Below are 13,398 nucleotides of genomic sequence, written 5' to 3' on the forward strand. Positions count from 1 at the left end.
ATTCAAATAATTTAATTTAGTACTTTTGAGGGATGAAACGATATACGTTTACGTCCCTCTTTTTTTTAGGTGTTTTTTTCATAATACTTTGTTATTCATGCCGTACTGATACTAAACCTAATAATTTATCTTCAATACCAATACAAAAAAAAATTGATACTTTAAATACATATTTTAATCGAGCTTCTCAACGATCCAATACGGAAACTGAAAAATTAGAAGCGATTGATAGTTTTTTAAATGCTGCTAATAATCTTAATATGGACTCATTAGTATATAAAGGACTTAGATTGAAATCAAACATTTTATTCAAATCTGGTCATTATCAAAAAGCAATTGGACAAGCTAATTTGATGGTAAAACTCGCTCAAAAAAATACCGATAGTAATAATCTGGGAAAAGCGTATTATAAAATCGGGTATTTCTATAAAGAAACTGACAATTACTTGGAAGCTTTTAAATATTATAACCAATCGTTTAAGATTCTTAGAAACCTTAAAGACAGTATCAATGCAGGTAAATGTTTAAAGTCTATGGCTAATATTCAGATTGCTTTAGGAGATTATAATGCCAGTAAAACAACCGCTACAGACGGTTTAAAGTATGTAGAAAGTTCTTCTCGACATAGAATTATATCTGGATTATATCAAAGTATAGGTCTATCTTTTTATGAGCTAGGAAATCAAGAGGAAGCTTTACTTTGGAATTCTAAAATTTTAAATCTATTTAATGATTCAATTGCTAAAAATAAAATAGGGGTAAAAAATTTACCAATTTTTAGAAACTCCCGGGCTAGTATTTTGGCAAAACAAAAAAAATACAAGGAAAGTATTGATATTTTACAAACCTTACTAAAAGATGAAAATGTAATTCAAAAACAAACACAATACGCACAAATCCTAAGTAATCTTGGTCATGTCAAATTTTTAGATAATCCTGAAAATTTTGAAAGTGAAGAGATGCTTATAGAAGCCTTAAGCATTAGACAAAAAGAAAATAATCAGTTCGGTCTATTTGCTAGCAATATACATCTCACTAAATACTACAGAAATAAAGATCTAGAAAAAGCAAAATATCATGCTCATGAGGCTTATCAAACAATAAAAGATTTTGGTGATTATGAAGCATCATTAGAAGTGTTGACTTTGATTACAGAACTGGATCCAGATTCTTTAGAAGACCATCAACGTTTTAAAGAAGCAAGCCTTCAGCTCATGGAGCTCAGAAAAAAGACACGAGAAATCTATGCACCCACACGGTTTGAGAATGAAAATCTACTAAAAGAGAACGAACGGAAAAACTGGAAAATCTCCAGAGTTCGTAATCAAAACGCAATATACCTGCTAGGAATATTATTATTACTTACAGGTATTGGGTTTGTGGTTTACTTTTTTAGACAACAAATGCGTAACCTCAATCAGCAAAATAAAATAGCGCAATTTGAAGCTAGTTATGAAACAGAGACACGTATTTCTAAACGCTTACATGATGAACTGGGTAATGATATTTTCCAGGTGATGCTACAATATCAGAATGATCCACATGACCCCCAAATTAAAGATAAACTCAATAGTACTTATATAAGAGCACGAGATATATCCCGTGAAAATAATGAATTCGAAACCGGAGAGACCTATGCTGAAGAATTGAATAACATGCTACAAAACTATGCGCAGAATGGTATTCGATTGATTGTCATTGGGTTTGATAAAATGGATTGGAATGATATGGATAAAACCATAAAACTAACTGTATACAGAGTGCTACAGGAATTAATGACGAATATGCAGAAGCATAGTCAAGCGAGTTTAGTTAAATTAATGTTTTCTAATACAAATAATACATTACAGATTAAATATTCAGATAATGGTGTAGGGATGGCAGAAGAACATGTAAAATCCAAAAATGGACTTCGGAATACAGAAAAGCGTATTGAGGCTATACGTGGAACTCTTATCTTTGATTCAGAAAAAGATAAAGGCTTCAAGGCCGTGATACAAATCCCTAATTAAAAAGTTAGCAAAATGTTTACTAAAGTATTGGTGGCAGAAGACTATGAAATTGCCAATCAAGGCATTATAAAAATACTTAATGATAAAATTGGAATTCATAATATCCAGGAGGCCAAATACTGTGATGATGCTTATCTAAAATTCAGAAAAGCCTATAATGACAAGGAAGCATTCGAATTACTAATTACAGATCTTTCTTTTAGAGAAGATCATAAAATTCAAACCAGAGCTTCGGGCATCGATTTGATAAAGGATATTAGAAGTGTACAACCAGATATCAAAGTAATTGTATATTCTCAAGAAAATAGACCGGACAAAATTAATATGTTATTCGAAAAACTCGACATCAATGGATATGTCTGTAAAGGTCAGCACGCAATAAAAGAATTAATAGCATGTGTGAATGGAGTATATCAGAATAATACTGTACGACCACCAGAACTAACTAATAATACAGCAATAAATACAATGATTCATCTTGATGATTTGGATATGATGTTGCTAGAAGAATTATCACAAGGGTTTACTAAAAAAGAAATCAGAACCAAGCTTAAAAAACAAAAAATATCTCCGAATAGTGAAAGCGCTATCGACAAAAGAGTCAGTAAACTTTTTGATGATTTTAAAGCCAAAAACACTACTCATTTAGTGGCTATTGTAAAGGATTTAGGATTGTTATAGCAGTGTAAACAATACTAATTAAATTCTAGAATAGACAACGAGTTGTGTAAATGATTTCTACAACAATTATTTGATACTTTGGATCATTAGGTAAAAGAAATTCTTCCTTCTTACCAATTTTTAAAATTGATTGATAAAGTATTAAACATGATTAATAAATGTATAGGGTACGTTTTTTTTCAAAAAAATAGACCATATTACAGAAATCTGTAAGGACATATGTTATAGTCAATTTATGTTTGCATCGTAAAAGCAAGTGAATGATCAATGGTGAAGAGCTTATCTATAATCTCGAAACGGTATAAACTAACTATAACGATGAACAACGATCAAGTAATCATAGCTGGAATTATTGAAGGAGATGAAAGAATACTAACTTGTTTTTACAGGGATAATATACGATATATCCAAGGGTATATTCTTCGTAATTATGGAAACCTGGAGGATGTAGAAGATGTTTTTCAGGACGCTTTGGTTGTATTATATCAGAAGTTAAGATCAGGTCTTTTAGAAATTAGAGTACCTATAAAAACTTATTTTTATGGTATTTGCAGAAACCTTTGGAGAAATCGGTTAAAGAAAAAAGAAAAACTTATTATCGATGACGGACAAAATCGTTTTGAAGAAGGAATTAATGATCCTTTAATAGCTAATATTGAAAATCAAGAACGAGAACACCTCTATAGAAAACACTTTCAGAAGCTGAGTGCAGATAATAAGAAACTATTATATCTTTTTTTTGAAGGGAAATCAATGAAAGAAATATCGATAATCACAGGATATTCTGAAGGGTATACTAGAAAAAAGAAATTCGAGGCAAAAAGACAATTATTAAAAATGATCGAAAAAGACCCAATGTATGAAGAGTTAAGGGCCATATGTTAATTCAGATTAAAATTATACTACCCTTAAGTTTATTTATATTTAAATAGTACTATTTTAAACAAAAAGAAAACTATAATGTAATGGTGATTTTTAATTGAATCATTTTATTTTTTGTTGCTTTCTTGACTTTTCATTGATTCCAGAATTTTTACAGTCGTTTCAGAAAATACTACAAACTCATTATCTTTATCCTTATAAGCTTCGCATAGTTGTATATAGCTAAGAATGATGTCTACAGGAGGTTTGCGTAATAAGGCTAAAAGTTCTGGTTTATCATTATATTTCTCAATTAATTTAATCATATGATATCCTACATAATACATTGGACTTTGGTACATTCCACTAAGACCAATATTGTAAAGCAAATCGATGTTTACAGTAGCATCATGTTTTGCCCGGAATAGAATTGTCTCCAGAAGAGCAAAGTTAGTTTCCATTCGTCTAAAATTTCTACTATATTCCTTTTTACTAAAATCAATATACGGTCCAGAAGATGAGATTTTTGAAAAATCGGCTACATATGTAGCAGTTCCTTCTCTTATCATTTGATCCAAAAGATAATTCACTTTATCAGAACTTTGTTCTGGAGATTCATTCATGTATTGATATTGGACTAAATGAAATAGTTCATGTGTTGATAAGTATGATAATCCATTATAATCACCTTTCATAGAAGCAAAATCAACATAAAATGAATTAGGAGCATCATCAAAAGTCCAACCACCACCAATAACACCTAAAATCATATATACAGTAACATCCAACTTTACATTTTTAGGAGAATATTCTTTTAATAGAAATACTGAATTTTTGGCAAGTTCTTTTTCTTTTTGAATCACTTCTGCAAGGAGTTTTTGTGCATGTGGAATAAGAGGTGTCAGTTTGCTAAACATAAAAGGGTCTTTGTCCAGATATTCTCCTTTTAATGCAGCTGTTAAACTTTTTTTAAAGCTAGATTCATTAATCCCTGGAAAAAAAGTAGACAACTTTCTTAAATAAGCTTTGGTACCATGCAGTGCAACCAGTTCTTTAAAATCCTTTTCATTAAGCTCATCACTATCCAATATCTCTATTAGTTTTTTCACAGAAGAATAATCATATGAAATATTAATCTCTTGCGTATATAGTTTTGGAAGAGATAAAAGAACCATCAGGATAAGGTATATCTTTTTCATTACTTTTTTTGAATTGAGTGTTATAAAGTATAGATACATATAAATAAGTAAGGTTACAGTTATAGACTGGTTTTATTTTATAAAAAGGAAAGCAGGGTGGTTTTTATTAAAGGGATTGATCCTAAAAATACATTTAACATGCTTTGGTAGATGAGTAATTTGATACCTCTTTTAGTATCAACCTGCAGGGTCATTCATTATTTGGACGAGCACCATTTTGGATTGAAAGAGAAATGTTACGATTCAAGTGGATTTAACGACGGTTGAACTTAAACTCATTTCATTTTCTGTCAAACCATTCCATATTTGAACCATCAACTAATCAAATTATACCTTTTTTAAAAATAAATAAATATGACACCCACAGAAGTTTTTTCACTTGCAAATATGACTGCTATGCCCATGTGGATCTTGATGATCCTGTTACCTAAATGGAAAGTCACCAGGTTTTTAATTGATTTTAAAGTAATTCCATTGCTGTTATCTGCAGTATATGCCATCTATATTTTTCTAGCGATACAGATAGGTGGGATGATGGATTTTGGTAGCCTTAGTTCGGTCATGGCATTATTTACAGAAGAAAATGCCGTTCTCGCCGGCTGGGTGCATTACCTCGCTTTTGATCTTGTAGTAGGTATGTGGATGCTAGATCAAAATAAAAAACTAGGTATTCATCAATTGATAATGGCTCCCTGTCTTTTTGCAACATTTATGTTTGGTCCGGTTGGGTTCCTGCTTTTTATGATTATCAGAGCATTTAAACAAAAACAATCATGATTTACATTAAAAAAATATTTAGCACAGTAAAAGAAGAAAGTCCAATATTATATTGGATAGTTATTACCCTTCTAATTTCTGCTATTGGATGTATAATAGGACTTCTGGTAGATGATAGAACACTAATGGGAGTGAATGTTTGGATTAAACCACTGAAATTCTCAATTTCTGGTAGTATTTATATCTTGACGGTAGGATACCTTATGACATTATATCCTTTTTCTAAAAGGAAGAAAAATATCTTAAATAATATCAATTCATGGACCTTATTATTAGAAATAGGTATTATCATTTATCAGGCATCTCGAGGGGTACAATCTCATTATAACCAATCTTCCTTGTTTGATGGTTTGCTTTTTGCAGCGATGGGTATTTTGATTGGAATAAATGTTTTAATCATGGTATTGTTTATCTTCGAAACTATTAGGTTAAAATTAAAAACTACCGCATCGGTACAATGGGCAATATTACTAGGTTGGATAATTATAGTTATAGGCAGCTGGATAGGTGGTCAAATGATAAGTCAATTTTCTCATAATGTTGGTGTAGCAGATGGTGGAGCGGGGCTGCCATTGGTTAATTGGAGTACCGTTGGAGGGGATTTAAGGATAGCGCACTTTTTTGGATTGCATGGCATACAAATAATTCCGTTATTCGCATTATGGCTATCTAAGAAATGGAATACAAAAAGTAGAAATCAGATTATTGCTGTAACTGTTTTTGGATTATTATATGCAACATGGATTGGGTTTACTTTCTATCAAGCCAAACAAGGTATGGCTTTAATTAAACTGTAATTAAATTATAATGCTAATCAACAGGGAGAAACGTATAAAATATTTAGGTTTTAATGACTTTTGGTTTGTTGTGATTGGTATTTTAGTCCTAAGTTTTATTACAGACTTTCTCTTTAATAATTCATTTGTTCATTTTCCTTTTGCAGAAGCTGTTATGAATTGGAGTACATCACTATTCATGACCATTTGTGATTGGTTTATTATACGTGCGATAATCATTCTTTTACGAAAGAAATACCCTGATTTAAAAGATGACTTAAAGCGACTTATACTATTGTTTATTGCCATTGTTAGTACCGTAATATTGGTGGATGTATTAGGAAATAGACTGTTGTCATTTATTTTTGATAAAAATTATAATCCTATTAGCGCCTCTAAAGTATTATTACCTATTATTATAATTAGTACAATGACTATGGCAATATATGAAGCCATTTATTATAATTTAAGACTTAAAAAGTCTATTCGAGAAGAGGAAGAGGCAAAACAAATAATTGTACAAGTGCAATTAGACACACTAAGAAATCAAGCACAACCTCATTTTTTATTCAATACACTCAATACACTTCGAGATATTATTGATCAAAATTCTAAGAAGGAGGCAAAAGAATTTGTAGATAAATTATCAGATGTATATCGTTTTATATTAGAATCTGGAAGGATTAACCTTACCTCGCTACGAGAGGAATTAAAATTTGCTCAAGCTTATATCCATATACAATTAGAAAGGTTTGGAGACAATTTAAAACTGAATTGGAATATTTCTGAAGTTTCATTAGATGAGATGATTGTGCCAATGAGTTTGCAACTTTTATTAGAAAACGCAATTAAACACAATGTAATTTCTAAAGCAAAACCATTAGTAATCAATGTAGGAGTAAAGGATAACCACTTAATAGTTGATAATAAGATGCAACCAAAATCTACTCAACTACCATCAACCAAAGTTGGGTTAAAGAATATTAAAAAACGATACGCATTAATTTCTAGTAAAACACTTGAAATCAAAAATGAAGGAAATCGATTTATAGTATCCCTTCCGTTATTAAAATTGTCTAATCAAAAAAATAACTATGCATATACTGATCGTTGAAGATGAACCAAGAGCAGCAAATCAATTACAGAACATGCTAAAAGTATGTAATTTCGATTATCAACTGTTAGATATAATTGATACGGTTGAAGACGCAGTATTATGGTTTCAAAAACATGTTACCCCGGATTTAGTATTCATGGACATTCAATTGGCTGATGGATTGAGTTTTGAAATCTTTCAGAAAATTGACGTAGAAGCACCAATTATTTTTACAACAGCTTTTGACCAATATGCGATTCAGGCTTTTAAAGTAAATAGCATAGACTATTTACTAAAACCTATTCAACAAAATGAATTAGGTATTGCGTTAAATAAATTCAATAAATCAAATAAACCAAATGCATTAGAGCCTGCTATATTAAAACAACTCTTGGGGAGTATACAATCAACCAATATACGAGAAGGGATTCTTGTTAAAGATGGAAACGGATTTGTACAAATTAGAATTTCAGATCTTTTATATGTTTATTCTCAAGAAAGCATCACTTTTGGAGTAACTTCTGGTAAAAGATATATTATTGATGAGACCATGGATCAATTATTTAACTCTTTGGATCATGATCAATTCTATAGAATTAATCGCGGACAAATTATTTCTAAAAATTCAATTCAGAAAATAGAACCATATTTTAATCACCGAGTTAAGCTTTCTGTTTTGAATCCAAGAGATCAAGGGTTTATTGTTAGCAGACAAAAGACAAGTGATTTTAAAGAATGGATGAATAAGTAACCATTATTTTCATATTAAAGCAATTCTTCACTTTTAAAAATTGAGTCTTCATATTTATTTTTTAAAGAAAAGGTATTTATACTTCTAAGCTTTGTAATGTTGATACGACTAAGATGTTTTCAACAAGAAAGAATATTAGCTAAAGGTTAAAAAATAAAATAATAATGGAACAAAAACATCCACTTCCTCCATTTAATGAGGAAACTGCAAAACAGAAAGTCCAAATGGCAGAAGATGCCTGGAATAGTAAAGATCCTGTAAAAGTATCTATGGCCTACAGTAAAGATACAGAATGGCGAAACCGTATTGATTTTATTAATGGTAGAGATGAGGTACAAGCGTTTTTAGCAAATAAATGGGATCATGAGTTAGAGTATAAACTTAAAAAAGAACTTTGGGGATTTAGAGAAAATAGAATCGCTGTTCGGTTTGAATATGAATATCGCAATAACGAAGGTCAATGGTTTAGAGCATACGGAAATGAAAACTGGCAGTTTGATGAAAACGGACTGATGGAAAAACGTTATGCTAGTATTAACGACCTCCCTATTTCTGAAGAGGATAGAAAATTGTAGTTATGAGCATTAAATGTATACTATAAATTATGAAAAATCCTTATGTATCCAAAATTCGTATTTATCCAATAAAATCTCTTGACCCTATTGAAGTTTCTGAAGCAGAAATAGGAATACGATCTCTTAAGTATGATAGAGCCTATGCAATGGTTGCTGAAGATGGTCGCTATGTCAATGGTAAACGCACAGGTAGGGTCAATGAATTAAAAGCTACATACGATCTGCAAAAAGGAATTGTACAATTATCCCATCGAGAAGGCGGTGATATAAGTGAATTTGAACTTAGAGAAGGTAATACAGATCTGGATGCTTATCTATCCAATTTTTTTGATCTAAAAGTAATTCTAATACATCGAACTGAAGGAGAACTAATGGATATTCCTTCAGCAAGTAGTGTAACTATAGTGAGTAAAAAGTCTTTAGTTTCTATACACAAAGACCTAAATAGCTATTCACTTGAAAATATTCGACTACGTTTTAGAGCAAATATAGAAATCGAAGGTGTTGCCGAATTTTGGGAAGAAAAACTATTTAAAACTCCAGGAATTGGAATGCGTTTTAAAATAGGTGATGTCGAAATGATAGGAGTAAGCCCAAGAGCGAGATGCAATGTCCCTCCACAAGACCCTTTTACAGGAGAATCAGATCGATCGTTTGCTAGAAAAATGATGAAAAGCAGAGCCAAAAGTTTACCAGAAAATAGTGATTTGGCACATTACGGAAGTATGTATCATTTAACTGTGAATACATATTTACCAGATACAGAAAAAGGAAAGAAGATTATATTAGGAGATACCATAGAAATATTAGAACCTGTAAACCTTAGATACAATGATTCACAAACTCATTGATATGAAGATAAAAAGGTGAGAATTAAATAAAAAAACACTTCATTTAGAGTATAAATAAATACCGTAACGTAAAAAGCAATTAGTTAAGACAAATATGCTGTAATAGAAGTACTGTATTTGCGAGATGAAATATATTCTTCTCCATTTTTTAGTACAAATCTAAACTCATTGTTATTGACATATGTGCATTGTTTTATATAGATTTTATTTAATACTATGGATCTGTGAATTCTCAAAAATTGATTAGTATCCAGGTTTTTATATAAAGTGTTCATTGTAATTCTATGAAGATGAGTTTTGGCTTCGGTGATTACCTTAACATAATTTCCATCACTTTTAAAGCAGATAACATCATCAATAAAAATAGTTACATCTTTACCTCTGGTTTTAAGGGTAATTTTATGTAAGTAATTTGTTTGAGTAGATTGGTATGTGGAGAGAAGTTTCTTGATTTGATCTTCTAAAAGAGAGGACTCTTTTCTTTTTTTTAGCTGGATAATACGCTCTATTGCGATACTTAAGCGATCTTCATCAAATGGTTTTAAGAGATAGTCAACTGCATTAATTTCAAATGCTTTTAATGCAAAAGTATCATAAGCAGTGGTAAATATAACATGAGGTTTTAAATGTAATTTTGATAAAACAGTAAACCCATTCATATCAGGCATCTGGATATCTAAAAAGATCAAGTCAGGTTCCTTCAATGTAATTTTTTCTAAAGCGTCTTTTCCATTTTTGCATGTCGCAACCACCAGAAGATCTTCAAAATTTTCAAGAAGTTTTAGTAGACGTTGTCTAGCCAAGTATTCGTCATCAATTATAATACATCTAAGTTTCATAATTATTTGATTATGGGGACTATTATTTTTGCTATGTATACATCAGGAGTTTCAAAATGAGCATTGAAAGTATATGTATTGTCATAAAACTGTTGCAGTCTTTTATTAACATTTTTAAGGCCTAAGCCAGTTCCTTCGGGTTTTTTATAACCATTTTGTATATGTACGGTATTGGTTATTTCTAATATTAACCCTCGTTCTTGCAGTATATCACAGTATTCTAAATGTATATTGATATTAATTTCCCCCTCATCTACAGTTGGAATGACCCCATATTTGATTGCATTTTCTACCAAAGGCTGGAAAATCATACTAGGTACTTTTAGTGATAAAGTCTCTTCAGAAATATTATATTTTATAGTTATCCTGTCTTGATAGCGCACCTGTTCAAGATCCAGATAATCTTTAATAAAGTTGAGTTCTTCTTTTACGGTTACCATTTGTTCTGCATCATACTCTAACATATTGCGTAATAAAAGCCCTAATTTGCTTAACATTTTCTGAGCATTTTTGGTGTCAATATCGATCATTGCGGCAATAGAATGTAAGGTGTTGAATAAAAAATGAGGTTGTAACTGCATTCGTAAAGCATTAAGTTGGGCAGCTATAAGTGCTTTTTGATTTAATATGTATTTTTTTTGATAGTCCGAAGCCAAAAAAACGGCCGAAATCACAAGAAGTTCTATAAAACTTGAAAAACTACCAATCACAAGTACAACAAGGTTATTATGTCCAAAAAAAGATTTGAAATAACCACTATTAAGATAGTATATACCATCATTCAACCTCGAAATAAGCAATTGATGAAAAAAAGCAAGAAGCATTGCTCCTAATAAAAATTTAAAGATTTTAATACTAATATTTGCTTTAGTATTTTGAAGAGTATTAGTTAGTTGATAAACTAAAGGTGTTAAAACCACCCAGATAAAATATGTAATCCCTGTTTTTAACGAAATTAGTACCCAGCTAAACTCATAATTGTATGCATTGATTAAATGGTTGGTATATGCTTTTAAAACAAAAAATATACTTGTCGCCAATGCTCCCCAAACTATTTTTTTTATAGATATAGGTAAATTTTTATAATATAACTTTTTAGTTAAATGCATAAATTGACATTAGCAATTTTGCCCTATCGAAAGGCATTAATTAGTATCCTTTAAAATTATCTATATATTTGTTATGAGTTCAATTTTAAATATTTCCAAATGAAATTTTACATTATTATACTCTGTCTTTTACCTTTCACAATTTTTACAAATTGTAAAAGTGATAAACAAAATTCAGATAAAATTAATGTAAATTCTACTGAAAAAGAACAGAAAGACATTAGTGAGTTATCTTATCTTGAAATTTATCATCAACTTTTTTCCAATAAAAGTGGAGGATTTGATGCACATGGTGATCTATATGGTCAAGAAGCAATTTCTAATCTATCTATAAGCGAACATCCCAGTGATTGTGGTAATGTTTTATTTTTATCGAATACTGCCGATAAAATTATAACATTAGCCATAGAAGCTAGTTTTAATTTTCCTGGAAACCCCAACGCAACTATGGTTAGAGCGTATACCATAAATCCTAACGAAAAAATCTCTATTGGTAATTCTATATTATGTTATGATAATAAAGAATATGATATTAAAAGAGAGATCATTTCTGCAGGGTTTACTACTAATTAACATAATTCTATTATTAATCCACAAAATTAATTGAAGTACAATCTTCAGGAAATGTAAATGTGACGTTCTGTTGGTTTTGTGATGGATGGTTAGTTTACTTAAATTAATCTATCAGAAGCTATACAATATAATCTTTATTTCTTCTTTTTTAACGGTTGATCACAAAACTAACCGTTGATCACAATTTTATGGTATGAACATATTCTGTCCAATACATTTGTGACATATATAAAACCATACAATCATGAAAAGTGTAGCATCAAAAATAGTATTAGTATTGTTTTTTACAGTAATAACTTCAATCACATATTCACAAAATATTAGCTTACCTCGTGTGAGTCAACAATCAACAATAACTCAACGTTTGGGGCTTTCTGATGTAACGATTACTTATCATAGTCCTAGTGTAAGAGGGAGGCAAATCTTTGGAAACATAGTACCCTATGGCACAGGTTGGCGTGCAGGAGCAAACGAAAATACAACGATACATTTTACACACGATGCTATGATAGAAGGCAAGCCTATAGCAGCAGGTACTTATGGGTTATATATGATTCCTGATAGAGATGAGGTTAAAGTTTTATTTTCAAAATTTTCAAAATCCTGGGGTACGAATATCCCTTTAGAAAAAGAGATTGCATTACAAGTAACTGTAAAACCAGAAACAATTCCTTTTCAAGAATGGTTAAGCTATGATTTTACAGAGCGTGGAAATAAAAGTCTAACAGCTTCTTTGCAATGGGAAAAAACTAAAATACCTTTTAAAATAGAATTTGATGTTACTACCGTAGTATTGAATAATATTCGACAAGAATTAAAAGGATTGGCGGGTTTTGGTTGGCGTGGTCATATGCAGGCCGCAAATTATTGCTTGCAAAATGATGTCAATCCCGAAGAAGCAATGGCTTGGATTGACAAGTCTATAAATGCAAGTAAAGGATTTAGTAACTTACAGGTTAAAGCCGGTTTACTAATGAAAAAAGGAAAACCAGATCTTGCAGAAAAAATAATGGAAGAGGCCATTCCAATGGGGACTCCAAATCAATTGAATAATTACGGCTACCAGTTGTTAAACATGGGCAAAACTAAAAAAGCAATTGAAGTTTTCTCCTTCAATATCAAACAAAATCAGAGTCACCCTTTTATTTGGGGATTTACCGATAGTTTAGGAGAAGCGTATTTAAAAAGTGGAAATAAAAAAATGGCTTTGAAGTTTTATAAGCAAGCGAAACAAAAAGCACCTCAAAATCAATATGCATATTTAGATGGAGTTATTGCTAAAATTGAAAAAGAATAAA

The 13,398-nt window shown here is 30.7% G+C and carries 14 protein-coding genes; 11 read left to right on the plus strand and 3 right to left on the minus strand.

All coding sequences use genetic code 11. The features are described from left to right. Positions 1 to 32 precede the first annotated feature (32 nt). The 3 genes from FOF46_RS05465 to FOF46_RS05475 all read left to right on the plus strand — a co-directional run bounded on the left by FOF46_RS05465 (position 33) and on the right by FOF46_RS05475 (position 3,578). Positions 33 to 2,012: a tetratricopeptide repeat-containing sensor histidine kinase gene (locus FOF46_RS05465; protein ID WP_143915750.1), complete on the plus strand. Its 1,980-nt coding sequence runs from the start codon at positions 33 to 35 to the stop codon at positions 2,010 to 2,012. Positions 2,013 to 2,024: 12 nt separating this feature from the next. Continuing rightward, on the plus strand, positions 2,025 to 2,693 hold the full coding sequence (locus FOF46_RS05470) for a response regulator (RefSeq protein WP_143915751.1): 669 nt from the start codon (positions 2,025 to 2,027) through the stop codon (positions 2,691 to 2,693). A gap of 318 nt (positions 2,694 to 3,011) precedes the next feature. Continuing rightward, positions 3,012 to 3,578, plus strand: a complete 567-nt coding sequence (locus FOF46_RS05475; RefSeq protein WP_160114004.1) for an RNA polymerase sigma factor — start codon at positions 3,012 to 3,014, stop codon at positions 3,576 to 3,578. A gap of 104 nt (positions 3,579 to 3,682) precedes the next feature. Here the strand turns inward: FOF46_RS05475 and FOF46_RS05480 are convergent, their stop codons facing one another. Continuing rightward, a complete protein-coding gene (locus tag FOF46_RS05480) occupies positions 3,683 to 4,753 on the minus strand; it encodes a DUF5700 domain-containing putative Zn-dependent protease (protein WP_143915752.1) in 1,071 nt (356 codons plus the stop codon). Between the two features lie 354 nt (positions 4,754 to 5,107). On the opposite strand from FOF46_RS05480, the gene FOF46_RS05485 reads away from it, so the two are divergent. The 6 genes from FOF46_RS05485 to FOF46_RS05510 all read left to right on the plus strand — a co-directional run bounded on the left by FOF46_RS05485 (position 5,108) and on the right by FOF46_RS05510 (position 9,579). Further along, entirely contained in the window at positions 5,108 to 5,530 is a 423-nt protein-coding gene (locus tag FOF46_RS05485; protein ID WP_109434025.1) for an ABA4-like family protein, read from the plus strand. Further along, positions 5,527 to 6,327: a hypothetical protein gene (locus FOF46_RS05490; protein ID WP_143915753.1), complete on the plus strand. Its 801-nt coding sequence runs from the start codon at positions 5,527 to 5,529 to the stop codon at positions 6,325 to 6,327. Before FOF46_RS05485 ends, FOF46_RS05490 begins: the two co-directional genes overlap by 4 nt. 10 nt (positions 6,328 to 6,337) lie before the next feature. Continuing rightward, positions 6,338 to 7,420: a sensor histidine kinase gene (locus tag FOF46_RS05495; protein ID WP_235010881.1), complete on the plus strand. Its 1,083-nt coding sequence runs from the start codon at positions 6,338 to 6,340 to the stop codon at positions 7,418 to 7,420. Beyond that, positions 7,401 to 8,153 carry a LytR/AlgR family response regulator transcription factor gene (locus FOF46_RS05500; RefSeq protein WP_143915754.1) on the plus strand — a complete coding sequence of 251 codons (753 nt, stop codon included), beginning with the start codon at positions 7,401 to 7,403 and terminating at the stop codon, positions 8,151 to 8,153. Before FOF46_RS05495 ends, FOF46_RS05500 begins: the two co-directional genes overlap by 20 nt. 164 nt (positions 8,154 to 8,317) lie before the next feature. Then, positions 8,318 to 8,728: a nuclear transport factor 2 family protein gene (locus FOF46_RS05505; RefSeq protein ID WP_200825072.1), complete on the plus strand. Its 411-nt coding sequence runs from the start codon at positions 8,318 to 8,320 to the stop codon at positions 8,726 to 8,728. 29 nt (positions 8,729 to 8,757) lie between these two features. Continuing rightward, positions 8,758 to 9,579 carry an MOSC domain-containing protein gene (locus FOF46_RS05510; RefSeq protein WP_143915755.1) on the plus strand — a complete coding sequence of 274 codons (822 nt, stop codon included), beginning with the start codon at positions 8,758 to 8,760 and terminating at the stop codon, positions 9,577 to 9,579. An 83-nt stretch (positions 9,580 to 9,662) separates the two neighbouring features. Here FOF46_RS05510 and FOF46_RS05515 read toward each other — a convergent pair whose 3' ends face one another. Further along, positions 9,663 to 10,418 (minus strand): LytR/AlgR family response regulator transcription factor, encoded by a 756-nt coding sequence (locus FOF46_RS05515; protein ID WP_143915756.1) that lies wholly within the window; start codon positions 10,416 to 10,418, stop codon positions 9,663 to 9,665. 2 nt (positions 10,419 to 10,420) lie between these two features. Beyond that, positions 10,421 to 11,527, minus strand: coding sequence for a sensor histidine kinase (locus FOF46_RS05520; protein WP_143915757.1), 1,107 nt, complete (start codon positions 11,525 to 11,527; stop codon positions 10,421 to 10,423). A 99-nt stretch (positions 11,528 to 11,626) separates the two neighbouring features. Between FOF46_RS05520 and FOF46_RS05525 the strand changes: the two genes are divergently transcribed. Both FOF46_RS05525 and FOF46_RS05530 read left to right on the plus strand, forming a co-directional pair. Continuing rightward, positions 11,627 to 12,100, plus strand: coding sequence for a hypothetical protein (locus FOF46_RS05525; RefSeq protein WP_109434017.1), 474 nt, complete (start codon positions 11,627 to 11,629; stop codon positions 12,098 to 12,100). 244 nt (positions 12,101 to 12,344) lie between these two features. After that, positions 12,345 to 13,397: a DUF2911 domain-containing protein gene (locus FOF46_RS05530; RefSeq protein ID WP_143915758.1), complete on the plus strand. Its 1,053-nt coding sequence runs from the start codon at positions 12,345 to 12,347 to the stop codon at positions 13,395 to 13,397. The last annotated feature ends 1 nt before the right edge of the window (position 13,398 follow it).

Source organism: Aquimarina algiphila, from assembly GCF_007489275.1.
GTDB lineage: Bacteria > Bacteroidota > Bacteroidia > Flavobacteriales > Flavobacteriaceae > Aquimarina > Aquimarina algiphila.

What these genes read in the sequence shown, in the direction of transcription:
- FOF46_RS05515 (WP_143915756.1), bottom strand. Translation starts at nt 10,418, where the DNA reads ATGAAACTTAGATGTATTATAATTGATGACGAATACTTGGCTAGACAA.
- FOF46_RS05530 (WP_143915758.1), top strand. Translation starts at nt 12,345, where the DNA reads ATGAAAAGTGTAGCATCAAAAATAGTATTAGTATTGTTTTTTACAGTA.
- FOF46_RS05465 (WP_143915750.1), top strand. Translation starts at nt 33, where the DNA reads ATGAAACGATATACGTTTACGTCCCTCTTTTTTTTAGGTGTTTTTTTC.
- FOF46_RS05495 (WP_235010881.1), top strand. Translation starts at nt 6,338, where the DNA reads ATGCTAATCAACAGGGAGAAACGTATAAAATATTTAGGTTTTAATGAC.
- FOF46_RS05525 (WP_109434017.1), top strand. Translation starts at nt 11,627, where the DNA reads ATGAAATTTTACATTATTATACTCTGTCTTTTACCTTTCACAATTTTT.
- FOF46_RS05470 (WP_143915751.1), top strand. Translation starts at nt 2,025, where the DNA reads ATGTTTACTAAAGTATTGGTGGCAGAAGACTATGAAATTGCCAATCAA.
- FOF46_RS05500 (WP_143915754.1), top strand. Translation starts at nt 7,401, where the DNA reads ATGCATATACTGATCGTTGAAGATGAACCAAGAGCAGCAAATCAATTA.
- FOF46_RS05490 (WP_143915753.1), top strand. Translation starts at nt 5,527, where the DNA reads ATGATTTACATTAAAAAAATATTTAGCACAGTAAAAGAAGAAAGTCCA.
- FOF46_RS05505 (WP_200825072.1), top strand. Translation starts at nt 8,318, where the DNA reads ATGGAACAAAAACATCCACTTCCTCCATTTAATGAGGAAACTGCAAAA.
- FOF46_RS05485 (WP_109434025.1), top strand. Translation starts at nt 5,108, where the DNA reads ATGACACCCACAGAAGTTTTTTCACTTGCAAATATGACTGCTATGCCC.
- FOF46_RS05520 (WP_143915757.1), bottom strand. Translation starts at nt 11,527, where the DNA reads ATGCATTTAACTAAAAAGTTATATTATAAAAATTTACCTATATCTATA.
- FOF46_RS05475 (WP_160114004.1), top strand. Translation starts at nt 3,012, where the DNA reads ATGAACAACGATCAAGTAATCATAGCTGGAATTATTGAAGGAGATGAA.
- FOF46_RS05510 (WP_143915755.1), top strand. Translation starts at nt 8,758, where the DNA reads ATGAAAAATCCTTATGTATCCAAAATTCGTATTTATCCAATAAAATCT.
- FOF46_RS05480 (WP_143915752.1), bottom strand. Translation starts at nt 4,753, where the DNA reads ATGAAAAAGATATACCTTATCCTGATGGTTCTTTTATCTCTTCCAAAA.